Below are 26,896 nucleotides of genomic sequence, written 5' to 3'. Positions count from 1 at the left end.
ATGCCATGAAAACGATTAAGGGCCCTGCGCTGTTTCTGGCGCAATTTGCAGGCGACGAAGCACCGTTCAACACATGGGACGGGATCACGAAATGGGCGGCGGATTGCGGCTACAAGGGTGTGCAGGTTCCCAGCTGGGATGCGCGGTTCATTGATCTGGCAAAGGCTGCAGGGTCGAAAGACTATTGTGATGAATTCAAAGGTCAGGCGGCAGCAAATGGCGTCGAAGTGACCGAGCTTTCAACCCATTTGCAAGGGCAACTGGTTGCCGTGAACCCGGCTTATGATACCGCATTTGACGGTTTCGCGGCACCCGAGGTGCAGGGCAACCCGCAAGCACGCCAAGCATGGGCGGTCGATCAGGTCAAAATGGCGATCAGTGCTTCAAAACACTTGGGCCTCAGCGACATGGCTACCTTTTCTGGGGCGCTGGCGTGGCCTTATATCTACCCTTGGCCGCAGCGTCCTGCGGGTCTGGTTGAAGCTGCCTTTGATGAACTGGCCGCGCGCTGGCGTCCCATTCTGGATCATGCGGATGCGCATGGCGTTGATGTCTGCTATGAAATCCACCCCGGCGAAGACCTGCATGATGGCGTGACGTTTGAGATGTTTTTGGAACGTTTGGGCGGGCATACCCGTTGCAATATGCTTTACGATCCATCGCACTATGTGCTGCAATGCCTTGATTATATTGATCATATCGACATCTACAAGGATCGCATCAAGATGTTCCATGTCAAAGATGCTGAGTTCAATCCAACCGGCCGACAGGGCGTTTATGGGGGCTATCAGCCGTGGGTTGATCGCGCTGGGCGTTTCCGCAGCCTGGGTGACGGACAGGTTGATTTTGCGGCGATCTTTTCCAAAATGGCGGCCAATGACTTCGATGGCTGGGCCGTGGTGGAATGGGAATGTTGCCTGAAACACCCCGAGGACGGCGCGCGCGAAGGTGCGCAGTTCGTCAAAGATCATATCATTCGCGTGACAGAACGTGCCTTTGATGATTTTGCAGGCGGCGACGTCGATGCCGCGACCAACCGCAAGATGCTGGGGATTTAAGACATGAGCTATGACAGACCAATTCGCCTTGGCATGGTGGGCGGAGGCAACGACGCGTTTATCGGTGGTGTGCACCGAATTGCAGCGCGGCTTGATGGGCGGTTCGATCTCGTCGCAGGGGCTTTGTCATCAACCTCTGAGAAGGCGCAAGCTTCGGGCGCGGCGCTGGGTCTTGATCCGGCACGCACCTATGATGATTTCAAGGCGATGGCGATCCGCGAGGCGCGCCTGAAAGACGGGATCGAGGCGGTTGCCATCGTAACCCCGAACCACGTGCACTACGCAGCGGCGCGTGAATTTCTCAAACGCGGTATTCATGTGATTTGTGATAAACCGCTGACTTCGACGATGGCAGACGCCAAAAAGCTGGTGAAGGCCGCGCATGATAGCGACGCGCTCTTTGTGCTAACACATAATTACACCGGCTACCCGCTGATGCGACAGGCGCGGCAGATGGTGGCCGATGGTGCGTTGGGCAAAGTCCGCGTGGTGCAGGTGGAGTATGCGCAGGACTGGCTGACCCAACATGAAGAATTCAAGCAAGCTGCATGGCGGACCGATCCCGCGCGCTCGGGCCTTGGCGGTTCAACCGGGGATATCGGCACCCATGCGTTCAATCTGGCAGCCTTCGTGACGGGATTAGAGTTGGAGACACTTTCAGCTGATTTGCAGGCTTTTGTCAGCGGTCGGCAACTGGACGACAACGCCCATGTGATGATGCGTTTTGCGGGCGGCGCGCGCGGAATGCTGTGGTGCAGCCAGGTGGCGCCGGGGAATGAAAACGGGCTGCGGCTGCGTATTTACGGCGAAAAGGGTGGGCTGGAATGGATGCAGGAGAACCCCAATCAGCTTTGGTTTACGCCTTTTGGCGAACCCAAGCAGCTTTTGACGCGCGGCGGGGCAGGTACAGGTGACGCCGCAGAGCGTGTCACCCGTATTCCCGCAGGCCATCCTGAGGGGTATCTGGAAGGGTTTGCCACGATCTACCGCGAGGCCGCAGATGCCATCACCGCGCATCGCGAAGGCCGCGATGTGTCGGCGGATGTGCTTTATCCAACGATTGAGGACGGCCTCAAGGGTATGCAGTTTGTTGATGCCTGCGTGCGGTCGTCAAAACGCGACGGGGCCTGGGTGAAACTAGCGCCCTAGCGTTCTGGCAATCTGTTCTGAGAGTGTCAGCAGGGCCGCAGACTGTGCCGCTGCAATGCTGCCCAGCGATGCGTCCGCCATGGTTTGGGTGATTTCAAACGTATGCGTGCTGTCGCGGAAATCTGCGCCTTCGCTGGCAACAAAGAACTGACCTGTCAGCACGAAAGTCCCATCAACGTTGCCCAACATCCGTTCGACCCGCACATCGACCGACACATCGGGAAGGCCGATAAAAGGCCATGGGTCGGGGCCGACATCGGTGTTGAGGATGTCGCCGACAGTGCGTGTCAGGATCAGTGTAACCGCACGCTCGGGTTCGTCCGCCCAAAGCACATCTTCATTGATCGTGATCCGGCCATCGGCGGTCCCTAATGGGATCTCTTCGGCGGCAGCATAGTTTGGCAAAGACACAGTTCTCACCATCGCACTACCCACGAGCGGACGCAGTTCCAATGATGAAGGTATCGGGCTGAGTGCCAAACGTGTTTCAAGCGGCGAACACGCGCTAAGGGTGGCAATGGCCAGGACCAATAGTCGAGAAAGCATTTTACCGTCCGATCAACAGGGAATTAGGATTGCGTTCAATGGTGCGCGCCAGCGAAGAAATCGCGTCCGAGGCTTCTTGGATATCCCGTAGTGTTGCCAGCGTTTCCGCGCTGAAGCGTGACCGTTCGCCATAGCTGTTCACAACAGCCTCGGTTTGGTCGACCAACTCATTTGCGCGAGCCGCCAAGGCGGGCAGGGTGCTGACGGCGTCTTCGACGGCGCGTGCGGCCTGATTGGCCGAGGCCAGTGCCGCGTTCACATTCTCAACAGCCCCGCCTTCGCGCACCTCATCCAGTAAAGCGCGCATTGTAGAAAGGGCGGCGTTTGCTTCGGCAGGAAAGGCAACGGCGTCGTCGGTCCCAAGGAAGGCGTCAATTGAATCGAGTGATGCTGTCGCTGAGGTCACCAAGGCCCCCAATTCCAATTCATTGGCCCGTGTGGTGAAAGCTTCGATATTGGCGCTGATCTGCGGCAGGTTCCGGGTGGCGAGGTCAATGTTTTCGGCGACTTCGGCCGCAGTGGCGATTGCAGCATCAATATCCGAGATCAAACCCAATTCCGTTGCCTCGGTGACCAAACCATTGAGATCAGCGATCACATCGCGCAGATCACGAGGGATCGCCTGAATATCGTCAGAGGCAATCAATTCACGCGACTCGTCCAGAAGTGCGACCAATGCCGCCGGTGTCGCCCGTGTGTATTCGTCATTCGCCAGCCGCTCAAAGCTGTCCATCAGGTTGATCGCGCCATCCATCAGCTCTTCAACCGGTAGCGCATTGATCCGGGCCAGCAAGCCTTCGGCGGTGGCCGCAACGTCTGAAATCTGCGAGTCCGTTGTGGGGATCACCGGGAAATCGCCCGATGTCCGGTTCATGATCGCAGGCAAAGCGTCTTCGATTGTGGTCAATTCGACAAACAGGGTACCCGCCAGGATGTTCCCAGTGACCATGCGTGCGCGCAGTCCTCGTGTCACGAAATCCGACAGCAATTCCAACGCTTCTTCCACGGTTGCATCGGACCCCATGCCCATGCGGGAAGGTTCAATCGCCAAGACAGCCTGCAAGCGCACCTGTGCGTTGTCACCATCACCAACGACAATCGCATTCAGGTTGCTGACCTCGCCGATGCGAATACCCTGAAAGCGCACTTCTGATCCAACAGCCAAGCCGCTGACGGATTCCTCAAACAGCACGGCGACCTCTAGCACTTCTGCGTTGGGATCCGTGAACAGGCTGTCGCGGGCTGCCTGCTCGGTGTCGAAAATGTCAAAGCGGTGGCCGTCGCGGATGACCTCACCACCCGATACAACGGTATCAAATGCGATGCCGCCCTCGATCAGTGACGCAAGCGAATTGACGTCAAGGGACACGCCGCCTGCGCCCAAGGATACACTAAAGCCAGATGTATCCCAAAAGCGGGTGCTGCTTGTAATGCGCCGGTCATAGGGGCTTTCAATAAAGGCGTTCACGACGACCTGCCGCCCGTTGAAGGACAATTCGGGCTTTTCCAGATAGCCCACCTCGATGCCCTTGTGCAGGATTGGTGCCCCGGCGGCGATGCTGCCGCCATCGTCAGCGCGCAAAACGACCCGCGTTCCGCGCTGGTTGGCAAGTGTCAGATTGGGTTGCTCCAAACCGGTGAACTGCGTCTGGGCGACATCGGCATCGGTGTCCCAATTGCCTTCGATAAACACACCTGACAACACAGTTTCGAGCCCGGTAATCCCGCGCACCGATACATCCGGGCGGATCACCCAGAACTGGGCATCGTCATCGAGGAACGGGGCCACCTTCTTATCGACGCGGGCATGGATAAGCACATCGGTCAGACCTTCGGAAAACTCGACATCCTCAACCTCACCGATCGTTACGTCACGATATTTTATCACCGTCTCACCTGCGGTGATGCCAGAGGCGTTTTCAAAGCTGATGGTAATCAATGTGCCGCGATCCGCGTAGCTTTGCCATGCCGCCCAAAGCGAAATCGCCAAGGCTACCAAAGGGACAAACCACACCAACGACAGCCGTTGCCAAATCGGTTTTTTCACCGGCCTGACATCAAAAGGCGCGGGGCCGGTTGGTGTTGGGTCACTCATTGACGGGTCCTGTTTGCATCCCAAATCAGCCGCGCATCAAACGCCTGCGCCGCCAGCATCGTGAAAATCACCGATAAAGCAAAACTCAAGGCCGCAATACCGGGGTTAATCGTAGCGATGGTATCGAGTTGCACCAGTGCCGACAGGATTGCAACGACAAAGACGTCGATCATCGACCAACGCCCAATGAATTCAACAACCTCATAGGCTTTGTGCCGCTCATGCTGATTGGCGATCGAGCGCCGCTGTACGCTAAGTGCGAGATAGACAATCGCGATAAACTTTCCCACCGGGATCATGACTGAGGCGATAAAGACGATTGCCGCGATCCCCCATGATCCATACTCGACCAACTCCACAACACCACCAATGATCGTGCTTTCAGACCGTTCGACGAGGGTTGAGGTCAACAGCATGGGATAAACATTGGCAGGGATGTAGGCAATCATACCTGCGATCAGCCAGGCCCAGACCTTTTGCAGGCTTTCTTCATCGCGGCTACGCAAACGGCCTTCGCACCGCTTACAGATACGCGCATGCAGCGGATGCACTTGCCCACACTGCTGACAGGCGACAAGCCCCGCGTCGCGTGCCGTGATCAGGCCGTGGCTTTGTCCAGCGCTTCCCAAATCGAATACCTGCAAATCAGTTGATCTTTGAGGACGGTGATCACCACCACCCCGGCGAAGGCCCAGAACGCAGGGCCGATGGTGACAGCGGCCAATCCGGCCACTTTGATCAGTGCAACAGTCACTCCGACGATAAATATCTCGGCCATGCTCCACGGACGCAACCGTTCAGCCAGCGCAAAGGCCTTGCGCGCACCCTGACGCGGCTTTTTCTCGCGCACCAGCGGCCCAAGAGCATAGATAAGCGCGCTTAGACGCATCAGCGGGATCACGACGATAAAGAAGGCCACCGCAACCGCCAACGGGAAGGCATAGCCATCATTGAAGGCCAGCACGGCATCGATCACCGAAGTGGCATTGTGCAAACCACCTGCATCAAGCGTCAGAAACGGAAAGCTGACGGCGGCAATCATCATGATGAATGCCGTAAGCGCAAGGCTCAGGATACGTGCCATTGCCGCTGGTTGCGATGTCATCAGAACGATCCCGCATTGCTGGCAATGTGCCCGCGCATTATCAGGCAGCGCGCTGGCACGGTGCAGCGTGTCGCACTGCGGACAGGCAACCAGATCATCAAGCGGGAGGGCGTCAGTTGTCACGCGGTGAAAGCTCCTGAGTTGTGAAGGGGCTTGCCCCGATCTTAGCGCGACGATATCGCGTGTTCCATAGATAGGCTATGCCCCCGTCGGCTACAACGCAACGCACAGGAGAGAGCTATGACTGACACCGTTTTCCCGCCCCGTCCCACGCCAGTGATCCCGGTCGAGGGGACAGCGGGTTTTCCGGTTGGACGCATCTTTTGTGTGGGGCGCAACTACGCTGATCACGCTGCCGAAATGGGGCATGAGGTTGACCGCGAAGCACCGTTCTACTTTACAAAGTCCGCCCATGCCGTTCTGCTATCAGGCCAAGACATGCCTTATCCGCCGCGCACAGCCGATTTGCATCATGAGATGGAGTTGGTGGTGGCAATCGGTGCCACGGCAAAAGACATTAGCGAAGCCGATGCCATGAACGTTGTCTTTGGTTATGGCTGCGGTCTTGATATGACCCGGCGCGATCTTCAAGCGGCGGCGAAAGAAAAGCGCCGCCCTTGGGATACAGGCAAGGATTTTGACAATGCCGCGATCATCGCGCCGCTGAGGCCCACGGCGGATATTGATCATCTGACGATCAAACTGGACGTCAACGGAAAGACGCGCCAGCAGGCCAAACTCTCTGATATGGTCTGGTCCATCCCGGAAATCATCGCCGATCTGTCGACGCTCTACACCCTGCAGCCCGGCGATTTGATTATGACCGGCACCCCCGCTGGTGTGGGCGCTGTGGTCAAAGGTGACGTATTGCACGGCACAATCGGCGATTTCGCCGCAGTTGAGACCACGATCATCTGATTGAATGTGCCTTGCGTATCCTTGTTGGATAACGACAGTATCGCACGTGTTTCATCTGTGATGGAGGATCATCATGACCATTTCGCGCCGCATCCTTTTGGGGGCCTTCGCCGCCGCATGTGTTGCAACAACCGCCACAGCCCAAGAAGTGACGCTGCGCCTGCATCAGTTTCTGCCAGCGCAAGCGAATGTGCCCGCGCATATTCTGGATGTCTGGGCGGATCGGGTCGAGGCCGACAGCGATGGTCGGATCAAGGTGGATCGCTTTCCTTCCATGCAGTTGGGTGGCACGCCGCCGCAGCTGATTGATCAGGCGATCGACGGTGTTGCCGACATCATCTGGACCGTGGCAGGCTACACACCGGGCCGTTTTCCGCAGCTGGAAGTGTTTGAATTGCCGTTCTTGTCGCCCGACGCCGAAGCGACCTCGCGGGCGTTTTGGGAACTGGCCGAAGCGCGGATGATGGACACGGATTTTGCCGCGTTCAAACCGCTGGGCCTTTGGGTGCATGGCCCCGGTGTGATCCACTCTAACCGTCCTGTCACCGATGTCGCAGACCTGCGCGGGCTGAAACTGCGCGCGCCGACCCGCACGACGACGACACTGTTCACTGAACTTGGCGCGACCTCTGTTGGCATGCCGGTGCCTGCGGTCCCTGAATCGCTCTCGCGTGGCGTGATTGATGGTGCAGTGATCCCTTGGGAGGTGGTCCCGGCGTTAAAGGTGCAAGAACTCGTCAGCAACCATACCGAATTTCCCGGCGAAGCACTCTATACGACGGCCTTTATCATGGCGATGAACCAAGACGCTTATGACGGCCTGCCAGCGGATTTGCAGGCAGTCATTGATGCAAACTCGGGTTTCGAATTTTCGGCCTTTGCAGGGCGCACAATGCAGGAATACGACGCACCGGGTCGGGCCTTGGCCGAAGAGGCGGGCAACACCATTATCACCCTTGATGCGGCCCAAGTTGCAGCGTGGCGTGCCGCCAGCCAACCTACGATCGACAATTGGATTGCCGAAGCTGACGCAGCAGGCATCGACGGAACCGGCCTTTTCGAAGAGGCTACCGCGTTGATTGCCAAGCATCATAAGGACAATTAGGTCCCTTGCTGCACGCAAGTATCCAACGGCTGGCAAATGTCATGGCGCTGCTCGGCGGGCTGGTGCTGTGCCTATTGGTGCTGATGGTCTGCGTGAGTGTCAGCGGTCGTGAGCTAAGCGATTTGGCCCATTCCGGTGCATTGCGCAGTCTGGGGGATTGGTTGATTGGTCTGGGTGTCGGTCCGATCCTTGGCGACTTTGAACTGGTGGAGGCAGGCGTCGCTTTTGCCATCTTTGCTTTTCTGCCACTTACCCAACTCAGCGGAGCACATGCCAAGGTCGATGTGTTCACCAGCGGCATGGGGCATGGTGTCAACCGTGCGCTGGGCACATTCTGGAGCGTGGTGATGGCGGTGATCATCGTGCTGATCACGTGGCGGCTGTTTGTCGGCATGCAGGACAAGATGCGCTATGGCGAAACCACCTATCTGATCCAGTTCCCGATCTGGTGGGCCTATGCCGCCAGCTTTGGGGCGGCCGTGACCGCCAGTATTGTCAGCATCTATTGTGCTGCAATGCGCCTGACGGGTCAGCGCATGATATGACCGACCTCGCGCTGGGCTATCTGTCCTTTCCTGTTCTTTTGTTGCTGATCTTCCTGCGCGCACCGATCGGGCTTGCGATGCTGCTTTGCGGGATCGGGGGGCTTTGGCTGGCCACCGACGGGACGACAGTATTCATGGCACGGCTGAAATCCGAGGTGTTCTCGACCTTTTCCAGCTATAACCTGTCCATCATCCCGATGTTCCTGCTTATGGGCCAATTCGCGACCTATTCGGGGATGTCGCGGTCGCTGTTCAAAGCGGCAGAGGCTTGGTTGGGCCACCGCAAGGGCGGCATGGCGATGGCGTCGGTCGGGGCCTGTGCCGGATTTGGGGCGATTTGCGGCTCGTCTTTGGCGACAGCGGCCACAATGAGCAAAGTGGCATTGCCTGAACTGCGCAAATATGGCTACTCCGGCGGGTTTTCGACGGCGACACTTGCGGCGGGCGGCACACTGGGCATCCTGATCCCCCCTTCGGTGATCCTCGTGATCTACGCCATCCTGACGGAACAAAACATCGCCAAGCTTTTCGCCGCTGCCTTCATTCCCGGCATTCTGGCCGCGCTGGGGTATATGCTGACAATCGCGATCTATGTGCGGATCTACCCCGATCAGGCGGGAACGCGTGCGCGCATTCCCTATGCAGCGCGTTTCAAAGCATTGGGGGCCGTCTGGCCCGTCTTGATCGTTTTCGGCTTGGTCGTCGGTGGCATTTACAATGGCTGGTTCACACCCACCGAAGGGGCTGCCGTGGGTGCGATGGGCACCGGGCTGATCGCGCTTTTCTCAGGGTCACTTAATTGGTCAGTGTTTCGCCAAAGTATAACGGAAACCGCGACAGGCACGGGCATGATCTTTTTCATCGTGCTGGGTGCCGCGTTCTACAACGGTTTCCTCGCGTTGACCCAAGTGCCTCAAGAACTCTCTGCGTGGGTGGCCTTGCAAGGGTTCAGCCCTTGGATGGTGATGGTGCTGATCCTTGTCTTCTATCTGATCCTTGGCTGTCTGATGGACAGCCTGTCAATGATCCTGCTGACCGTGCCAATCTTCTGGCCCGTTATCTCTGGTCTTGATTTCGGCATGACGACCGAGGAACTGGCGATCTGGTTCGGCATCATGGTCCTGATCGTGGTTGAGGTCGGATTGATCACGCCGCCGGTGGGGATGAATCTGTTTATTATCAATAGTATGGACAAAGACACGCCGATGACGGCGACGTATCGGTCGGTCCTGTTCTTTGTTGGCTCAGACGTGGTGCGGGTGTTCATCCTGCTGATGTTCCCGGCCATTACGCTGGTCTTTGTCTAGGTCTTCACATCCGGTGCGTCACGTCCGGTGCGCGCGGTGATTTCTGCAATTTCATCGGCGGCTTGCTTTACGGCGGCAAGCGCATCTTCGGGCGTTTGGTTTAAACGCGCTGCATCCGTTTCAAGCTGCTCAAGATAGACCCGCAGCGTTGCCCCTTCGGTTCCGGTGCCTGACAGTCGCAGGACAACACGTGCATCGCCGGCAAACTTGATCTGGATGCCTTGGCCTTCGACAAAGCTGTGATCGACCGGATCACGGTAGGAAAAGTCGCTTGCCTCGGTCACGTCCAAACCAGCAAAGCTTTGGCCCGGCAGGCTGTCCAGCTTGGCTTTCAGATCAGAGACAAGCCTGTTGGCGACGTTGATATCAATTGCCTCGTAGTCATGGCGCGAATAGTAGTTGCGCCCGTAGTTTTGCCAGTGGTCTTGCATCAGGGCGCTGACAGATTTTCCACTGACTGCGATAATGTTCAACCACATCAAAACGGCCCACAGACCGTCCTTTTCGCGCACATGATCGGACCCGGTGCCTGCACTTTCCTCACCGCAAAGGTTTGCTTTGCCTGCATCCAAGAGCGTGCCAAAGAACTTCCAGCCTGTCGGCGTCTCAAAGCACGCCATGCCTTTTGCCGCAGCAACCCGGTCCACTGCCGTTGATGTCGGCATTGACCGCGCCACGCCGCTCAACCCTTGTGCGTAACCCGGCGCAAGATGAGCATGGGCTGCGATCAGGGCAAGGCTGTCGGATGGCGTGACATAAGCGCCGCGCCCCACGATCATATTGCGATCACCATCTCCGTCGCTGGCGGCACCAAAGTCGGGTGCATCGGGTCCGGTCATGATGCCCATCAACTCATGCGCCCAAATCGGGTTGGGGTCCGGGTGGCCTTTGCCAAAATCAGGCAGCGGGATACCGTTGATCACAGTACCCTTTGGCGCGCCAAGCATGTCTTCCAAAATCTTGTGGGCATAAGGACCCGTGACCGCATGCATGGCGTCGAAACACATCCCAAACCCGCCAGCGAAAAGCTTGGCGATGGCGTTGAAGTCAAACAGCTCTGCCATCAATGCGGCATAGTCCGCGACAGGATCAACGACAGTGATTGTCATGTCGCCCAATTGCCGGGTGCCTGTTTCGTGTAACGCGATGTCGTGTGCGTCGAACATGCCATAATCCGCGATGGTTTGCGTCTCGTCATAAATCGCATCTGCAAGTGTCTGGGACGCCGGGCCGCCGTTGGCCATATTAAACTTGATCCCGAAATCTGCATCTATACCACCGGGGTTATGGCTGGCTGACAGGATAAAACCACCATCGGTCTTGTTCAGCCGGATCAGGTGCGACGCTGCCGGGGTCGACAGCAGACCATCACGCCCAACGATCACCTCGGCCACACCATTGGCCGCAGCCATACGCAGGATAACCTGTATCGCTTCGGGGTTGAAATACCGACCGTCGCCGCCAACGACAAGGCGCTTGCCTGCCGCGCCGCCAATGCCATTCAGCGTGGCCTGCACGTAGTTTTCCAGAAAATGCGGTGCCATGAAGTCGCGCGTTTTCCGGCGCAATCCAGACGTGCCTGCTTGTTGTCCGGGAATGGCTTGGGTTGCGATACGTCGCGCTGTCATGAAACGCCCCTAAGATTGAGGGGTGGGTTCCCCATTAAGATTAAAGTCGCAAGGCAGGGCGCGGTCAATCACGCGCTGCGCATTGGGGATATCATTACCCTCTGCGCGGCGGGTGGCAACAGCCCGCGAATAATTCAGGCTCAGCCAGCGGTGGATCAGCCGTGCGCGCAGTTCAGGCATTGGCACATTCAGGCGCACAGAGAGATCCCAAAGCCCGGCCAGTTCGGACCACGGGGCCTCATCAAACATCAGGTAGTTGCCTTCGACGATCACAACGCGAGCCTCTGCCGGTACTGCAACGGAACCGGCAATCGCGATGTCACGGGTGCGGTCGAAAGAAGGGGCAAAGACCTCGTCGCCGGTTTTCAGGGCACGTATCAGGCGCAGGAAACCGGGTGCATCAAAGGTTTCAGGTGCACCTTTGCGTGGACGCAGATTGCGTGCTTCCAAAATGGCATTATCAAGGTGGAACCCGTCCATCGGCACCACAATCGCCTTGCGGCCCTGGGCATTCAGACGGCGGGCCAACTCGTCGGCCAATGTTGATTTGCCGCAGCCTGGCGCGCCGGTGATCGCCACCAGATAACGGTCACTGTCTTGGTTCAACACGCGCTCTGCCAGCGTATTGGTATGCTCTGTTAGGGTGTTCACTGCGTTTGCCTCAGGTTTCGGGTTGGTCCCGTTTTTTGAAACGTTAACGCGTGTTTTGCCCAAGCGCGATGTTTTTCTGAGGGCAAGGCGGTCAAATGCCGAAAGTTTAAAGTATGACCTGCCGACGAAAGTGGCGATTGCACTGGTTTTGTTCTAAGTTGAGGCGCAGAAAGAAAAAAAGGCGGATAGCGAAGACAGATGGCAACGGTTTTACGGATTTGGCGCGTTCTGGTCGCTGTTTGGACCACCGCAGGCGAAAAGCATCTGGGGCTGATCGCGGCTGGTGTCGCGTTTTTCGGCATGTTTGGGATTTTCCCCGGTATCGCTGCCGTGATCGCTATCTTTGGGCTGATCGCTGATCCAGTCGTTATTGCCGAACAACTGGCGTTGATGGAGGATATCATCCCCCCCGATGCCTACAATCTGATCGCAAGCCAGGTGTTTCGACTGGTTGCGGCCCCGTCCGGCGCACTGGGCTGGGCCACTTTTGTGTCGATATCTCTGGCCTTGTGGTCTTGCCGGGCAGGTGTAGCGGCGCTCATTGGCGGTCTCAATGCGATCGCCGGTCAGCGGATGCGCAATGGGATTTGGCAGATGGTGGTGGCGCTGATGCTGACGGTAGCCTTGGTCAGCTTGGCCATTGTGGCGTTGACCGTCGTTGTCATCGTGCCGATTGGGCTGGCCTTCATCCCGGTTGCGAATTCAACCGCATGGCTGTTGGAGGGAATCCGCTGGCTTGTTGCTTTGGGCGTTCTGATGACGGGGCTGAGCCTGCTGTATCGCTTTGGTCCTGCCCGTATCGGCAGCCGAGGGCGCTGGATCACGGTGGGTGCTTTTGCAGTCGTGGTTTTATGGGTCGCGGCCTCGGCGGGGCTGTCTTACTACTTGACCAACTTTGCCAGTTATAATGAGGTTTACGGTTCCATCGGCGCCGTCATTGGCTTGTTGCTTTGGCTTTACGTCAGTGCATATCTGATCTTATTGGGTGCGGCCTTGAACGTTGAAGTTCACGGCTACGACAGGCCCCCGGAAGCCCAAGATACGACGTTTGTCTAGGTCACCCGCGCGACCTGTTTGTACGTCTGATCATCCCAAAGCCTGTTGCCCATCACATCGGCAATCACATCAATGGCTGCGTCCACATCGCCTGCATCAATAAAGAGCGGACAAAACCCGAAACGCATGATGTTCGGTGCACGAAAATCACCAATAACATTGCGCGCGATACAGGCCTGCATCGCGGCATATCCGTCCTCAAACGCAAAAGACACTTGGCTGCCGCGCGCCTGCGGATCGCGGGGGCTGGCGAGGGTGAGTTGCGGGCAACGCGCCTCAACCCCTGCGATAAACCGTTCGGTCAGCGCGATTGAGGCTTTGCGCAACGCGTCCATATCCACCTGATCCCAGATATCGAGTGATGCATCGAGGGCCGCCATCTGCAACACAGAGGGCGTGCCGACGCGCATCCGCTCAATTCCCGTTCCGGGGCGATAGTCGAGGTCGAAGGCAAAGGGGGCTTCATGGCCCAACCACCCTGAGAGGGCCGGTTGACAGCTACTGATGTGTTTGGGTGCCACATAGATGAACGCGGGCGCACCCGGCCCGGCATTCAGGTATTTATAGGTACAACCGACCGCGAAGTCAGCGTTGCAACCCTGTAGATCAACGGCCATCGCGCCCGCCGTATGCGCCAGATCCCAGCAGGTTACAGCGTCTGCAGCATGGGCTTTCGCGGTTAACGCCTTCATGTCATGCAGACGCCCGGTGCGGTAATCGACCTGCGTCAGCATCAATACGGCCAGATCATCGTTGATGTGGTTCGCCACATCTTCTGGGTCGACCACACGTAATTCATGCCCGCGGCCTAGCGACTTGATCAGCCCTTCGGCCATGTAAATGTCGGATGGAAAATTCCCGCTATCGGTCAGGATCACGCGGCGATCCGGCACCAGATCAATCGCTGCTGCCAGCGCCTGATAGACCTTGATAGATAGCGTATCGCCCAGCACCACATGCCCCGGCTCGGCACCGATCAACCGCCCGATCCGGTCGCCCAGTTCGGTCGGCTGCGCCATCCAACCTGCGCGGTTCCAGCCTGTGATCACCTTCTCGCCCCATTCAGCGGTGACCGCCCGCTCCACCCGTGCGACCGTTGCCTTGGGCAATGGACCCAGCGAATTGCCGTCGAGATAGATCATGCCATCCGGCAAATAGAACATGGCTTTGGTCGCGGCAAAGTCGGTCATGGGCGGTCCTTAGATATTCAGAAGTAGGGCGATCAGCGCCAGCGTGGCAGGGACAGTCTGCGCAAAGAGTGCCGCTTTTATCCCGCACATAGCGGCGTAAACGCCAGCGACAATGACGCAAAGCAATAAGAAGACAACCATCTGTCCGCCAGCGACACCCAGCACAAGGCCGTAAAGCAAACCAGCCGCCAGAAACCCATTATAGAGCCCTTGATTGGCGGCCATCACTTTGCTTTCCGCAGCAAATTCTGGCGTGGTGCCAAACACTTTGCGGGTGCGTGGTGCTTCCCAGCGAAACATCTCCAGCACCAAGAAATACGCGTGGATCAGTGCGACGAGAATGACGAGAGCGGGACCAACCATCAGACTTGTCCTCCAGATATCTGTATCGTTTGGCCGTTCACACTGCGCGCGCCCTCCGAACACAACCACATCGCAGCGGCGGTGGTTTCATCGACCTCAAGCAGCTTGTGATGTCGGTTCCCTTTGGAAATCGCGTCAATCGCCCCTTGTTCATCGACGCCGAACCGTTTCATCAGGCCGGGGATTTGATTGCGCACGATGTCGGTGTCCACATAACCAGGGCAAAGCGCGTTGAAAGTAATCGGACGGCGCATAAACTCTTCTGACAAGCCGCGGATCAGGCCAATGACACCATGTTTGGTCACGGTATAGGGGATCGCATTCTTCAAACCACGCACACCTGCAATTGAACTGACCACGATCATACGGGCAGGGGTTGCGTCTTCTAACGTCGCCAGTGCCGCCTGAAAGGTCAGGAAAACACCATCAAGGTTTGTCACCATCGTTTTTCGCCACTGCGCCAGCGTGGTTTTCTCAAACGGACCACCTTCGGCGATCCCGGCATTTGCAATACAAATCTGGATCGGACCACGCGCCTGCGATGCGGCGGCAATCCCGTCACGCACGGAACTCTCATCATCCACATCCATCACCAAGGCATGCAGACGGTCAGAGGTCGCGGCGACTTCCTCAAGCTTGTCAGCGCGACGACCGGTGATCGTGACCTCAGCCCCGGCCTCGGCCAGCGCCATCGCGATCCCAGCGCCGATGCCCGAACCCCCGCCTGTGACCAGCGCGTGTTTGCCTGCATGTTCCATGATCAATCCTTTCGTTTGGGTATATGCTAACCGCACGGCGGGCATGGACAAGGGCAAAGCGTTGCTGCAGAAACATGAGCATGAAATGGATCGACATACCGCCTGTTTGGTTGCTGCTGGCACTGGTGTTGACGTGGTGGATTGCAGCACTTCAGCCGATGGCATGGGCCGTTGGTGGGCCAGTGACCGAGCTATTGGGCGGTTTGCTCGTTGGTGGTGGGATCGTGCTGATCCTGCTGGCAGCCGCTGAATTGCGCAAACAGCGCACGACGATCATTCCGCATATGGAGGCGGACAGGCTGGTCACTTCGGGTATCTTTAAACGCTCGCGCAACCCGATTTATCTTGGGGATACGCTGGTTCTTGCGGGGCTTGCCCTGCGCTGGGATGCACCGATCGCATTGGTACTTGTCCCGCTGTTCATCTTCACGATCACACAGCGTTTTATTGTTCCCGAAGAAAACCGCCTCCGGGTGAAATTCCGTGCTGAATTTGCCCGCTATTGCCAAAAGACGCGCCGCTGGGTGTGACTGTTAGCGCATGACATTTAATGTCATGGCCGCCAGTCCCTTGTGAAATATTCTTGCGCGCTATAATGCAAACTGACTGCAAGAACAGATATGGGGGATGGTCCGTGAAGATCGGCACACCAAAAGAGATATTCGAAGGCGAAGACCGGGTCGCAATGACACCCGCCTCTGCCAAGGATCTGCAAAAGCTTGGCTATGATTGCGTGATTGAAACAGGGGCCGGTGCTGCCGCTGGGTTCTCTGATCAGGCTTACAAGGACGCCGGAGTTGAGGTCGTAAAGACTGCCGCTGCGCTTTACAAAGCGGCAGACATCGTGGCCAAGGTACGCCCCCCGTCGGATGCCGAAGTCAAGAAACTGCGCGAAGGTCAGACCCTGATCTCGTTCTTCTATCCCGCGCAGAATGAAAAACTGATGGAAGCCGCGAACGCCAAAGGCGCGACCGTGATCGCGATGGACATGGTACCACGCATCAGCCGCGCGCAGAAAATGGACGCGCTGTCGTCGATGGCGAACATCGCCGGCTACCGCGCCGTCATCGAAGCCGGTAACAACTTTGGCCGCTTCTTTACCGGACAGGTGACTGCCGCTGGTAAGGTACCCCCCGCGAAAGTTCTGGTGGTCGGCGCTGGTGTGGCTGGTTTGGCAGCAATTGGTACGGCAACATCGCTGGGTGCCATCACTTACGCCTTCGACGTGCGCCCCGAAGTGGCCGAGCAGGTCGAATCCATGGGCGCTCAATTTGTCTTCCTCGATTTCGAAGAAGAACAGCAGGACGGTTCTGCGACAGGTGGCTATGCTGCCGTGTCCTCGCCTGAATTTGCGGCAGCACAGCTTGCCAAGTTCCGCGAAATCGCGCCTGATATTGATATTGTGATCACGACGGCGCTGATCCCGGGCCGCGACGCACCAGAGCTTTGGACCAAAGACATGGTTGAAAGCATGAAGCCCGGTTCGGTTATCATTGATCTGGCGGCTGAACGTGGTGGTAACTGCAAACTGACCGTCATGGACGAAAAGATCGTCACCGATAACGGTGTGACGATCGTAGGTTACACCGACTTCCCCAGCCGGATGGCCGCGCAGTCCTCGACACTTTATGCGACCAACATCCGTCACATGATGACGGATCTGACGCCTGAAAAAGACGGCACGCCAAACCACAACATGGAAGACGACGTGATCCGTGGGGCGACAGCGACGCACAAAGGCGAGATTACCTTCCCGCCGCCACCACCAAAGGTGGCTGCGATTGCGGCTGCACCTAAGAAGGAAAAGCCAAAGGAACTGACGGCCGATGAAAAGCGTGCCGCAGAAGTGGCCGCTTTCCAGAAAGAGACCAAGACGCAAGTGACCCTTTTGGGCGCAGGTGCGGCGTTGATCCTTGGCTTGGGTTTGATCCCCGGCATGCCAGCCAGCTTTATGCAGCACTTTATCGTGTTCGTTCTGTCAGTCTTCATCGGCTTCCAGGTGATCTGGAATGTAGCACATTCGCTGCATACGCCGCTAATGGCTGTGACCAACGCGATTTCGTCGATCATTATCCTCGGCGCGTTGATCCAGATCGGATCAAGCAGTGTGCTGATCACGATATTGGCCGCACTTGGTATCTTTATGGCCGCCGTGAACATCTTCGGTGGCTTCCTCGTGACACGGCGCATGCTCGCCATGTTCCAAAAGTCTTAAAGGGGCAGGGCAATGGATAACGCATTTACAATCGCGGCCTATGTGGTCGCAGGTATTCTTTTCATTCTGTCATTGGGTGGCCTGTCCGGGCAGGAAAGCGCGAAGCGGGCCGTCTGGTACGGGATCGCAGGTATGGCGCTGGCGGTCTTTGCCACGCTTGTTGGGCCCGGTGCGGGCTTGGGTATCCTGTCGGTCATCCTGATCGGTCTGGGCGGCATGGTTGGTTATCAACTGGCGACCAAGGTAGAGATGACGCAGATGCCAGAGCTGGTCGCGATCATGCACTCTATGGTCGGGTTGGCGGCGGTCTTTGTCGGCTTTAACGCCGATATCATGATCAACAATATGGCCGCGCTTTATGAGGCGAACGGCCAAGTGCTGGGCGCCGTTGGGCCAGATGGGATTACCGCCATCGGGTTGCCGAAAGAGGCTTACGATGGTCTCAGCGCCTTTGGGCAATTGATCGCCAAGAAATCCAGTGTCGAGATCAGCATTCTGCGGGTCGAACTTGTGCTGGGTATCTGGATCGGTGCGGTGACCTTTACCGGGTCCGTGATTGCCTATGCCAAGCTTGCGGGTAACTCTTCCAAGCTGCCGTTCAAGGTAGACACAGGCGCGAACAAGCTGCCGGGCGGGCACTTCCTGAACGCCGGTGCCGCGGCGCTCTCCGTGATCTTGCTGATCATGTATATGGGCGGCAGCGGATCCTGGGCGCTTGTGTTGCTGACACTCGCTGGCCTCTTCATCGGCTATCACCTGATCATGGGTATCGGCGGCGCGGATATGCCCGTCGTCGTGTCCATGCTGAACAGCTATTCCGGCTGGGCCGCAGCGGCGATTGGTTTCAGCCTTGGCAATGACCTGTTGATTGTCGTCGGTGCGCTTGTCGGCTCTTCCGGTGCGATCCTGTCCTACATCATGTGTAAGGCGATGAACCGGTCATTTGTGTCTGTCATTCTGGGCGGCTTTGGCGGCCCTGCGGGCGAACAGATGGCGGTCGAAGGCGAACAGGTCGCGATTGACGCTGATGGCGTGGCCACGGCCTTGAACGAAGCAGACAGCGTCATCATCATTCCAGGCTACGGTATGGCCGTCGCACAGGCGCAGCAGGCGGTGTCCGAACTGGTGCGCAAGCTGCGCGCCAAGGGCAAGAACGTGCGCTTTGCGATCCACCCGGTTGCGGGGCGTCTGCCCGGGCATATGAACGTGCTGCTGGCCGAGGCGAAGGTGCCTTATGACATCGTGATGGAAATGGACGAAATCAATGATGATTTCCCAGATACGGACGTCGCGATCGTGATCGGCTCCAACGACATCGTGAACCCTGCGGCACAGGACGACCCTAACAGCCCAATTGCAGGTATGCCGGTGTTGGAATGCTGGAAAGCCAAGCAGGTGTTTGTGTCCAAGCGTGGGCAGGGGACAGGGTATTCGGGCATCGAGAACCCGCTGTTCTTCAAGGACAACACGCGGATGTTCTATGGTGATGCGAAAGCTTCACTGGATGCGCTGCTGCCGAAGATTGACTGATGATCAGGTAAGGTGGATCATGATCCACCTTACGGCAAAAGCCCCGCTGCGAGCAGCGGGGCTTTCTTGTTTTACGGCGTCTCAACACCCTATAGTGGGCCAATGACTAGTTTGAGCCCAAAGCAGTCCTGCCTGAAACACTACACTTACATAATCAAGTGGACTAACATACCTTTCGAGTCATCGACTTCCCTCGCTGATCAGTTGAGTCAATGTAAGGTCAGGTTTGCAATTGCTTTTGCAGATTCAAATAGCCGGAATAAAATGAAAAAATATGCTCTAATCATTCTTTTGTTTGGGTTGGCAGTTGGCGCTTATTCCTCATACATCTGGTTTTCGTTGCGTGCCGAATTACGAGAAATGCATGAACGTGAAGTTCAGGAGCTGTCGGAGCAATCGTGATATAAATGGCAACTCTGTCCGCAAAGCCGACCTACGCCGGCTTTGCACCTTTTTCTGTTATAACCCTCTGATCCGCGGATCCAACGCATCGCGCAGCCCGTCGCCGATGTAGTTCACCGCCAGCACCGTCAGCGAAATCGCCAGACCGGGCCAGAGCACGCGCTCGGGGAATGCGGTCATCCGGTCAACGCTATCAAACAGGATCTTGCCCCATGTGGGAAAGTCGGACGGGAAGCCAAGGCCAAGGAAGGACAACGCGCTTTCGGTAATAATGGCGGTGGCCAGCCCAAGCGTGGCCGAGACCATAATCGGTGACAAGACGTTGGGCAGCAGGTGCCGTGTGATCATTCGCCGGGCAGGGGTACCGATGGAGCGGGCGGCCAGCACGAACTCGCGCTCTTTCAGCGCCATGACGTCACCGCGCACGATACGGGCGGTTTGCATCCACGAGGTGATGCCGATGCCTGTCACAATCAAAATGAATATGCCGTTCTCTGGCCCAAAGGCAGCCCGCAACGGATCACGGAAGAGCAGCATCATGACCAGCAGCAATGGCAGCAATGGGAGCGACAGCACCAGATCGGTAAAGCGCATTAATATGCCGTCGAGGCGGCGGAAGTATCCGGCCAGAACGCCAATCAGCGTCCCCAAAAACACCGCCAAAATCATCGCGGTCCATCCAACGGCGAGCGAGATGCGGCCGCCTTGCATGATGTTTGCCATGATATCGCGGCCCAGGTTGTCTGTGCCCATCGGGTTGGCCCAACTCACCTTTGCATCGCCGTCGAAAAGCGCCATGTAGATCGGACGAAGGTCCTTGTTGCGGATATCCAGCCGTCCGGGGTCGACTTGCCACAGCCATGGGCCGATGGTCGCAAACAGGGTGATGAAAATCAGGAACCCCAGACCAAAGACAGCGCCCTTGTGGGTGCGGAACTGGTCCCAAACATCCAGCCACTGATTGCGCGGCTTCTCAATAACGACTTCTTTTTCGAGGCTTGTATCAGTCATAGCGGATCCTCGGATCAAGAATGCCGTAAAGCACATCGGCAATCAGGTTCATCATGACGATCAGCACCGCCAGCAGGAAGGTGATCGTCATGACCATCGGAATGTCAGAACCTTGCAAGGCAATGATCAGCAATTGGCCCAGGCCATTCACCTTGAAAATCTGTTCGGTGATGATCGCCCCGCCAAAGATAGACGGGATGCCAAGCGCGATCACGGTCACGACGGGGATCATCGAATTGCGCAGCACATGCTTGAGAACAACAACGCTTTCCGACATCCCCTTGGCACGGGCGGTGCGGACGTAATCCTGGCTGAGGTTGTCCAGCATGGATGCCCGCATGTAACGGCTGACCTGTGCAGTGGTCTGCAAGGCCAGAACCATCACGGGCATGATCATCTGCTGAAGCTGTTGCGTGAACGTGTCCCAAGAGTTCACAACCAAGGTTGTATCGTAGATGGAGGGCAGCCATCCCAATTGCACCGAGAAGATCACAATCAGCAACACGCCGGAAAAGAACGGTGGCACGGAAAACCCGATCATGCTGATGAAAGTACCGGCCTGATCAAAGACTGAATACTGCTTGTAGGCGCTGATAATCCCGATCGGCAGGGCGATCAGCACACCAACAACGTAGGACATCGCCACAACCCAGAGTGTCTGTGGCAGGCGCTGGGCAATCACGTCAAATACGGGGCTGCGGGACTGGAAGCTGATGATGCGCTGGGCACCATCGGCGAAATTCGTGCCAAAGGCGTTGTCGATCCAATACTGCGGTTCGACGATAAAGAACTGGTTCAGCCAAAGCGGGAAGCGGATCCACCACGGTTCTCCCAGACCCAGCGCTTCGCGCATTTGCTGGCGGACTTCGGGCGGTATTGAAAGGGGCATGCTGGCCATCGGATCGCCGGGTGCAAGTTCCAGCAGCATGAAGATGACAAAAGCAATGAAGATAAGCGTCGGGATCGACAGCAGCAATCTACGGATGGTGTAGGTGAGCATTTACGACGCCTTTATACATGGCTTTCGGAAAAAGGGATGTCGGCCGGGGCGGACCCCGGCCAACGGGTTGGCTTATTCGCTGATGCGATACCAGTCAGCGATGTTCCACAGCTCACTGTCCCATGTGTTCAGGACAACGCCGCCAAGTGTAACGGAATGTGCAGACACACGGCCACGATCGACCAGTGGCACGATGATGTTGCTGTCCTTGGTCAGCATATCATTGAGCTCACGGCCAATGCGGCCCCGCTCTTCGAGGTCAGCTGTCGCAGCCAACTCGGCCCAAAGCGCGTCATAGGCTGGATCGCAAACACGGTTGATGTTTTCACCCTGCCACTGTGTTTCTGGCGACGGGATGTTGTCGCACAGATACGCACCCAGATAGGCCTGTGGATCCGTGCCGGGGAAGTTGTTGGCGTACATTTCAACGTCAGCATAGAAGCGCTGGAATGTGTCAGGCGAACCCGGATCACCACCAAAGAAGACACCCGCATCAATGTTGCGCAGCTCGGTTTCAACACCGATCTCTTCCCACCACTGCTTGATCAGGGCTTGGAAATCCTGACGCACGGCGTTTGTGGATGTCTGATAGAGAACCGACAAACGTACGCCGTCTGCGTTCACACGCACACCATCGCTGCCCATCATAAAGCCTGCTTCATCAAGCAACGCATTCGCGCGCTCCATGTCTTGTGTCAGGCATGCCGTGTTGTCAGACGCATAAAGCGCAGGCGCTGGCACAAGGTTACATGTCGGACGACCGGCCTGACCATAGCCCACTTCAACCAGTAGATCGCGATCGATTGCGATGGACAGTGCTTCACGCACGCGGGCATCAGTCAGGAACGGATGCGGTGCCGCAACAGTTGAGCGCACGCCTTCTTCCAGTTCTGGTGATGGATCGGTCAGGTTCATTTCGATCCGCTCAACCAATGTCCCAAATGCGGACACAGGCACGCCCATGCCGCCTTCGGCCATAGCAGCAATCACATCAGGTGCCAGCTGCATGTTCCAGGCGTAGTCAAATTCGCCTGTTTCCATGACAGCACGACCGGCAGCCGTTGCATCGCCGCCACCTTTGAAGGTCACTGTCGCAAAGGCAGGCTTGCCGGGATCGCGGTAGTTTTCGTTCGCCGCAAACTGCACAACGTCATTGACGCGGAAATCTGTGACAACAAACGGACCTGTGCCGATTGGGCCAAAGTTGGCGTCTGTGCACTCCGGTGCACGAGGCCCAAGGCATTCAGCGAATTGTGCGGCTTGCAGAATTGGCGACTCGTGGCCAACAAACGCCTGATAAGGGTTTGGCGCGGGACCAGTGAAGTTCACCTTCACCGTTTTTTCGTCAATAATTTCAACGTTATCAACGTTTGAGAATTTGGCACCCTGCGCACAGCCACCGCCTTCAGCGGTGCAGTATTCCCATGTGAACTGTACATCGCGGGATGTGACGGGTGTGCCATCAGACCAGACAACATCGGGGTCAATCTGCCAAGTGATCGAGGTCAGATCCTCTGATACACCGCCGTTGCTGACGGTCGGAATTGCGGTCGCCAGATAAGGAACCATCACGCCTTCTTCGTTGTAGCGTGCAAGCGGCTCCAGCACGAGGCTGGCGGCTTCGATGTCTTTCGTACCACCCGACAGGAACGGGTTCATGATTGAAACGGCTTGCCAATAGATGATGTTAACATTGCCATCGCGGCCGCGCTCGCCTTCGTGCCCATCGGCATAGGCCATCGGTGCAAGCACCAAGCTGGCAACAGCGCCCATCAGGGCTGTTTTGAGTTTCATTTTGACTTCTCCTTGTTGGTCTTTGTCATGTTGTGTGCTCTTCGGCCTCATGACCTGCCGTTGCATCGGCAGCGTCGGTTGTTTCGTTGTAAAGGTGGCAGGCCGTGAACCGGCCAGGGCGCACCTCGCGGTAATCTGGTTCCACATCCTTGCAGATGTCCATCACCGACGGGCAGCGGGTGCAAAAGTTGCATCCTTTAGGGGGATTTGACGGGGATGGCACATCACCTTGCAGGATGATGCGTTCGGTTGCGCGTGCAAGGCTGGGGTCCGGTTCTGGGACTGCGGATAAAAGCGCCTTGGTGTAGGGGTGCAGTGGATCGGCATAAAGCGCCTCGCGCGGGGCCAGTTCGACAATCTTGCCCAGATACATCACGGCAACACGGGTTGCGATATGGCGGACCATCGACAAATCGTGGCTGATGAAAAGATAGGTCAGGCCAAACTGCTCTTGCAGGTCTTCGAGCAGGTTCACCACCTGCGCCTGAATGGATACATCCAAGGCGGCAATCGGTTCGTCGCAAACGATAAATTTGGGGTTCAGCGCCAGCGCGCGGGCAATACCGATGCGCTGCCGCTGCCCGCCGGAAAACGCATGCGGGTAGCGCTTGGCAAACTTGCGGTTTAACCCGACCGCATCCATCAATTCGCCGACCTTTTCACGCTTTTCGGCGTCTGTTCCTTTGGTGTGTTCGTCCAGCGGCTCTTTGATGATGTCTTCGACGGTCATGCGGGGGTTCAGTGACGCTTGCGGGTCCTGGAACACCATCTGCATGGTGGGGCGCATACTGCGCAGTTGCGATTGAGGGGTCGGACCGATCTCGCGGTTGTCAATCTGTATTGAACCAGAGGTTATATCATAAAGACGCAGCACCGCACGGCCACAGGTGGATTTCCCGCACCCACTTTCACCCACCAGCCCAAGCGTTTCGCCTTCCATAACGTCAAAGCTAACGCCATCGACCGCCTTCACCTCGCCCACGCGGCGGCGCAGCAGGCCGGCATAGATGGGGAAATGCATCTTCAGGTCGCGAACACTGACCAGTGGTTTCTTGACCTCATCAAACATCGCGCGGCCCTCCAGTGCGGGCATCATAAAAGCACGCCACGTCATGGCCATCACCCAGATCATAGCGCAGCGGATTGTGCACTTCGCATCGGTCAAACGCCACATCACAACGATCGCGGAACGGGCAGGCAATGGGCGGTCCGGTCATGATCGGCGGCTGGCCTTCGATGATGGTCAGACGGGCCGCCCGTTCGCCTTGGATTGTCGGGATCGTTTTGAGTAATGCGCGCGTATAAGGGTGTTGCGGGTCGCTAAAGAGCGCATGTACCGGCGCATGTTCCACAACCTGCCCGCCGTACATCACCATCACCCGGTCAGCGATGCCCGCAATCACGCCAAGGTCATGGGTGATCCAGATCACCGCCATCCCCAGCTTGTCGCGCAGGTCTTTCATCAGCTCAAGAATCTGCGCCTGAATGGTTACATCCAGTGCCGTCGTAGGTTCATCCGCGATCAGCACCTTTGGATCGCAAGCAAGCGCGATTGCGATCATCACGCGCTGGCGCATGCCGCCCGAAAACTGGTGCGGATAATCATCCAGCCGCTGCTTTGCATCAGGAATGCCGACCAATTCCAACAATTCTTGCGAACGCACAGCGGCTTGCCGTTTGTTCATTCCCATATGTTTGCGCAGCGGTTCGGCGATCTGGTAACCCACGGTATAGACCGGGTTAAGCGAGGTCATCGGGTCCTGAAACACGAAACCGATCTTACCACCGCGTATACTGCGCAAGGTTTCGGGGCTGACGTGTAACAAGTCTTTGCCGTCGAAATTGACCGATCCATTGCGCACGTCAGCAGGGGGCGATGGCAGCAGGCCCAAAAGCGACATCATCGTCACCGACTTGCCCGAGCCGCTTTCCCCGACCACCCCCAACAATTCGCCGGGCTTCAAAGAGAAGCTGACGTCATTGACGGCGTGGACTTCGCCACCGCGCGTTCTAAAAACAGTTTTGAGGTCCCGGACATCCAGGACAGGCAGCGCCCCATCGGGCATATAGAACCTCCCAAGTGGTTCAGTATTCTTGTTTTTTTGCCCCGTACTTATTAATCGCCGGTGACCTTAGCGACAGACGGTATCATCAAATTTCGATCCCGCAAGTCGAAACCTGTTTACAGTGCAGTAATGAACACGCCACAGTGTCGCTGTCCATGTTTTGCACAAGATATGCTCTATCTTGCGTGAAATACGGATTGTCTTGAAAGGATAGATATGACGCTTAGCGCTCGTGAATTAATGGACCGATTGGTTGGATATCCGACAGTGAGTCGCGACAGCAATCTTGAACTGATTGATTTTGTTGAGGATTATCTTGCAGGATTTAGCGTCAAGTCGACACGCGTGCCCAATGAGGATGGCACGAAGGCGGCACTCTATGCCCATGTGGGACCACAGGTCGATGGCGGTGTTGTACTATCCGGTCATACGGATGTTGTGCCTGTCGATGGGCAAGCATGGGACACCGACCCGTTCACCGTAACCGAGCGCGACGGCAAGCTTTATGGGCGTGGCACCTGCGACATGAAGGGTTTTGACGCCTTGGCGTTGTCGGCTGTGCCATTGGCCTTGGAGCGCGGCATAAAACGACCGCTACAGATCGCGCTGAGCTATGACGAAGAAGTCGGCTGCGTCGGCGCTCCTCCCATGATCGACCATATGGTTAGCATGGGATTGCCCCGTGCGGACACTGTATTGGTGGGGGAGCCGTCGATGATGAAAGTTGTCACCGGCCATAAAGGTGGCATCGGCTACAAGATGCATTTCCGCGGGTTCGAAGTGCACTCCTCACTTGCCCCCACCGGCGTCAGCGCCGTGATGATGGCGGCCAAGCTGATCAACTGGGCCAATGAGGTAAACGCCGAAAACGCGGCCCGCACCCCCAGTGATTTGTCTGCCGATTTTTTCCCGCCTTACACCACGCTGCATGTAGGCACGATCAGCGGCGGCACGGCGCATAACATCACCGCCAAGGACTGCCACTTCGGTTTTGATTTCCGCATCGTACCGGGCGAAGATATCGCTGAATGGAAGGCTCGGTTTCACGCGAAAGTGGCCGAACTTGAGGCGGAAATGAAAGCCGTCCGTCCAGAAGCCGGGATCACCGCAGAGCAGTATTTCAGAGTGCCGGGACTCGTCCCCGAACAAGATGGCAAAGCCGAAGCCATGGTGCGTCAACTGACTGGTGAAAACGCCAGCAATGTTGTCAGCTATGGCACCGAGGCCGGCCAATTTCAGGAACGCGGCTATTCTGCCGTGATCTGTGGACCCGGCGATATTGCGCAGGCCCATCAACCAAATGAATTTGTGACAGTGGATCAGTTTCAGCAGGGCGAAGCGTTTATCGGTCGGCTGGTGGACATGCTCGCCGATTGAACCACATAATGTATATATTTAACCGGA

Annotated in this window: 25 protein-coding genes; 11 read left to right on the top strand and 14 right to left on the bottom strand. The window is 57.0% G+C overall.

The genetic code is table 11. The annotated features are described in order from the left end of the window. Positions 1 to 5: 5 nt before the first annotated feature. Both MWU60_RS05285 and MWU60_RS05280 read left to right on the top strand, forming a co-directional pair. Entirely contained in the window at positions 6 to 1,058 is a 1,053-nt protein-coding gene (locus MWU60_RS05285) for a sugar phosphate isomerase/epimerase family protein (RefSeq protein WP_247226073.1), read from the top strand. 3 nt (positions 1,059 to 1,061) lie between these two features. After that, positions 1,062 to 2,207, top strand: a complete 1,146-nt coding sequence (locus MWU60_RS05280; protein WP_247226072.1) for a Gfo/Idh/MocA family oxidoreductase — start codon at positions 1,062 to 1,064, stop codon at positions 2,205 to 2,207. On the opposite strand, the gene MWU60_RS05275 is transcribed toward MWU60_RS05280, so the two are convergent. Genes MWU60_RS05275 through MWU60_RS05260 form a run of 4 tightly spaced genes read right to left on the bottom strand, consistent with a single transcriptional unit; the run spans position 2,196 to position 6,076 of the window. Beyond that, positions 2,196 to 2,753 (bottom strand): PqiC family protein, encoded by a 558-nt coding sequence (locus tag MWU60_RS05275; RefSeq protein ID WP_247226071.1) that lies wholly within the window; start codon positions 2,751 to 2,753, stop codon positions 2,196 to 2,198. The genes MWU60_RS05280 and MWU60_RS05275 overlap by 12 nt on opposite strands. Position 2,754: 1 nt before the next feature. Continuing rightward, positions 2,755 to 4,848 carry an MlaD family protein gene (locus MWU60_RS05270; protein WP_247226070.1) on the bottom strand — a complete coding sequence of 698 codons (2,094 nt, stop codon included), beginning with the start codon at positions 4,846 to 4,848 and terminating at the stop codon, positions 2,755 to 2,757. Next, positions 4,845 to 5,477 carry a paraquat-inducible protein A gene (locus tag MWU60_RS05265; RefSeq protein ID WP_247226069.1) on the bottom strand — a complete coding sequence of 211 codons (633 nt, stop codon included), beginning with the start codon at positions 5,475 to 5,477 and terminating at the stop codon, positions 4,845 to 4,847. Before MWU60_RS05265 ends, MWU60_RS05270 begins: the two co-directional genes overlap by 4 nt. Next, entirely contained in the window at positions 5,447 to 6,076 is a 630-nt protein-coding gene (locus tag MWU60_RS05260) for a paraquat-inducible protein A (protein ID WP_247226068.1), read from the bottom strand. The genes MWU60_RS05265 and MWU60_RS05260 overlap by 31 nt, the downstream gene beginning before the upstream one ends. Before the next feature lie 117 nt (positions 6,077 to 6,193). On the opposite strand from MWU60_RS05260, the gene MWU60_RS05255 reads away from it, so the two are divergent. The 4 genes from MWU60_RS05255 (at position 6,194) to MWU60_RS05240 (ending at position 9,828) form a co-directional block, all read left to right on the top strand. Continuing rightward, complete coding sequence (locus tag MWU60_RS05255; protein ID WP_247226067.1) at positions 6,194 to 6,871, top strand: fumarylacetoacetate hydrolase family protein; 678 nt, start codon at positions 6,194 to 6,196, stop codon at positions 6,869 to 6,871. A 73-nt stretch (positions 6,872 to 6,944) separates the two neighbouring features. Next, positions 6,945 to 7,976 (top strand): TRAP transporter substrate-binding protein, encoded by a 1,032-nt coding sequence (locus MWU60_RS05250; protein WP_247226066.1) that lies wholly within the window; start codon positions 6,945 to 6,947, stop codon positions 7,974 to 7,976. Positions 7,977 to 8,017: 41 nt separating this feature from the next. Continuing rightward, entirely contained in the window at positions 8,018 to 8,521 is a 504-nt protein-coding gene (locus MWU60_RS05245) for a TRAP transporter small permease (protein WP_247226065.1), read from the top strand. Continuing rightward, entirely contained in the window at positions 8,518 to 9,828 is a 1,311-nt protein-coding gene (locus MWU60_RS05240) for a TRAP transporter large permease (RefSeq protein WP_247226064.1), read from the top strand. Before MWU60_RS05245 ends, MWU60_RS05240 begins: the two co-directional genes overlap by 4 nt. On the opposite strand, the gene MWU60_RS05235 is transcribed toward MWU60_RS05240, so the two are convergent. Beyond that, on the bottom strand, positions 9,825 to 11,456 hold the full coding sequence (locus MWU60_RS05235; RefSeq protein WP_247226063.1) for an alpha-D-glucose phosphate-specific phosphoglucomutase: 1,632 nt from the start codon (positions 11,454 to 11,456) through the stop codon (positions 9,825 to 9,827). The genes MWU60_RS05240 and MWU60_RS05235 overlap by 4 nt on opposite strands. Before the next feature lie 9 nt (positions 11,457 to 11,465). Then, positions 11,466 to 12,107: a nucleoside/nucleotide kinase family protein gene (locus MWU60_RS05230; RefSeq protein WP_247226062.1), complete on the bottom strand. Its 642-nt coding sequence runs from the start codon at positions 12,105 to 12,107 to the stop codon at positions 11,466 to 11,468. Between the two features lie 198 nt (positions 12,108 to 12,305). Between MWU60_RS05230 and MWU60_RS05225 the strand changes: the two genes are divergently transcribed. Further along, entirely contained in the window at positions 12,306 to 13,163 is an 858-nt protein-coding gene (locus tag MWU60_RS05225; RefSeq protein ID WP_247226061.1) for a YihY/virulence factor BrkB family protein, read from the top strand. Here the strand turns inward: MWU60_RS05225 and kynU are convergent. Genes kynU through MWU60_RS05210 form a run of 3 tightly spaced genes read right to left on the bottom strand, consistent with a single transcriptional unit; the run spans position 13,160 to position 15,474 of the window. Then, positions 13,160 to 14,353 (bottom strand): kynureninase, encoded by a 1,194-nt coding sequence (kynU, locus tag MWU60_RS05220; protein ID WP_247226060.1) that lies wholly within the window; start codon positions 14,351 to 14,353, stop codon positions 13,160 to 13,162. The genes MWU60_RS05225 and kynU overlap by 4 nt on opposite strands. A 9-nt stretch (positions 14,354 to 14,362) precedes the next feature. Then, on the bottom strand, positions 14,363 to 14,716 hold the full coding sequence (locus MWU60_RS05215; RefSeq protein WP_247226059.1) for a DUF1304 domain-containing protein: 354 nt from the start codon (positions 14,714 to 14,716) through the stop codon (positions 14,363 to 14,365). Next, positions 14,716 to 15,474 (bottom strand): SDR family oxidoreductase, encoded by a 759-nt coding sequence (locus MWU60_RS05210; RefSeq protein ID WP_247226058.1) that lies wholly within the window; start codon positions 15,472 to 15,474, stop codon positions 14,716 to 14,718. Before MWU60_RS05210 ends, MWU60_RS05215 begins: the two co-directional genes overlap by 1 nt. An 80-nt stretch (positions 15,475 to 15,554) precedes the next feature. Between MWU60_RS05210 and MWU60_RS05205 the strand changes: the two genes are divergently transcribed. From MWU60_RS05205 to MWU60_RS05195, 3 genes are all read left to right on the top strand, one after another. Then, the gene (locus MWU60_RS05205) at positions 15,555 to 16,004 is read left to right on the top strand and encodes an isoprenylcysteine carboxylmethyltransferase family protein (RefSeq protein ID WP_247226186.1); all 450 of its coding nucleotides are present in this window, start codon (positions 15,555 to 15,557) and stop codon (positions 16,002 to 16,004) included. Between the two features lie 104 nt (positions 16,005 to 16,108). Then, positions 16,109 to 17,689, top strand: coding sequence for a Re/Si-specific NAD(P)(+) transhydrogenase subunit alpha (locus tag MWU60_RS05200; protein ID WP_247226057.1), 1,581 nt, complete (start codon positions 16,109 to 16,111; stop codon positions 17,687 to 17,689). 12 nt (positions 17,690 to 17,701) lie between these two features. Beyond that, positions 17,702 to 19,219, top strand: coding sequence for an NAD(P)(+) transhydrogenase (Re/Si-specific) subunit beta (locus tag MWU60_RS05195; protein WP_247226056.1), 1,518 nt, complete (start codon positions 17,702 to 17,704; stop codon positions 19,217 to 19,219). A gap of 459 nt (positions 19,220 to 19,678) precedes the next feature. Here the strand turns inward: MWU60_RS05195 and MWU60_RS05190 are convergent, their stop codons facing one another. The 5 genes from MWU60_RS05190 to MWU60_RS05170 all read right to left on the bottom strand — a co-directional run bounded on the left by MWU60_RS05190 (position 19,679) and on the right by MWU60_RS05170 (position 25,492). Continuing rightward, positions 19,679 to 20,632 carry an ABC transporter permease gene (locus MWU60_RS05190; RefSeq protein ID WP_247226055.1) on the bottom strand — a complete coding sequence of 318 codons (954 nt, stop codon included), beginning with the start codon at positions 20,630 to 20,632 and terminating at the stop codon, positions 19,679 to 19,681. Further along, the gene (locus MWU60_RS05185) at positions 20,625 to 21,632 is read right to left on the bottom strand and encodes an ABC transporter permease (protein ID WP_247226054.1); all 1,008 of its coding nucleotides are present in this window, start codon (positions 21,630 to 21,632) and stop codon (positions 20,625 to 20,627) included. The genes MWU60_RS05190 and MWU60_RS05185 overlap by 8 nt, the downstream gene beginning before the upstream one ends. 72 nt (positions 21,633 to 21,704) lie before the next feature. Then, entirely contained in the window at positions 21,705 to 23,426 is a 1,722-nt protein-coding gene (locus MWU60_RS05180) for a peptide ABC transporter substrate-binding protein (protein ID WP_247226053.1), read from the bottom strand. A gap of 25 nt (positions 23,427 to 23,451) precedes the next feature. Further along, on the bottom strand, positions 23,452 to 24,495 hold the full coding sequence (locus tag MWU60_RS05175) for an ABC transporter ATP-binding protein (protein WP_247226185.1): 1,044 nt from the start codon (positions 24,493 to 24,495) through the stop codon (positions 23,452 to 23,454). Continuing rightward, the gene (locus tag MWU60_RS05170; RefSeq protein ID WP_247226052.1) at positions 24,488 to 25,492 is read right to left on the bottom strand and encodes an ABC transporter ATP-binding protein; all 1,005 of its coding nucleotides are present in this window, start codon (positions 25,490 to 25,492) and stop codon (positions 24,488 to 24,490) included. The genes MWU60_RS05175 and MWU60_RS05170 overlap by 8 nt, the downstream gene beginning before the upstream one ends. Before the next feature lie 210 nt (positions 25,493 to 25,702). On the opposite strand from MWU60_RS05170, the gene argE reads away from it, so the two are divergent. Then, positions 25,703 to 26,869 (top strand): acetylornithine deacetylase, encoded by a 1,167-nt coding sequence (gene argE / locus MWU60_RS05165; protein WP_247226184.1) that lies wholly within the window; start codon positions 25,703 to 25,705, stop codon positions 26,867 to 26,869. Positions 26,870 to 26,896: the final 27 nt, after the last annotated feature.

Source organism: Yoonia sp. F2084L (genome assembly GCF_023015625.1).
Classification (GTDB): Bacteria; Pseudomonadota; Alphaproteobacteria; order Rhodobacterales; family Rhodobacteraceae; genus Yoonia.
The sequence above is the reverse complement of the archived record's forward strand: the minus strand, read 5'-3'. Positions and strand labels throughout refer to the sequence as shown.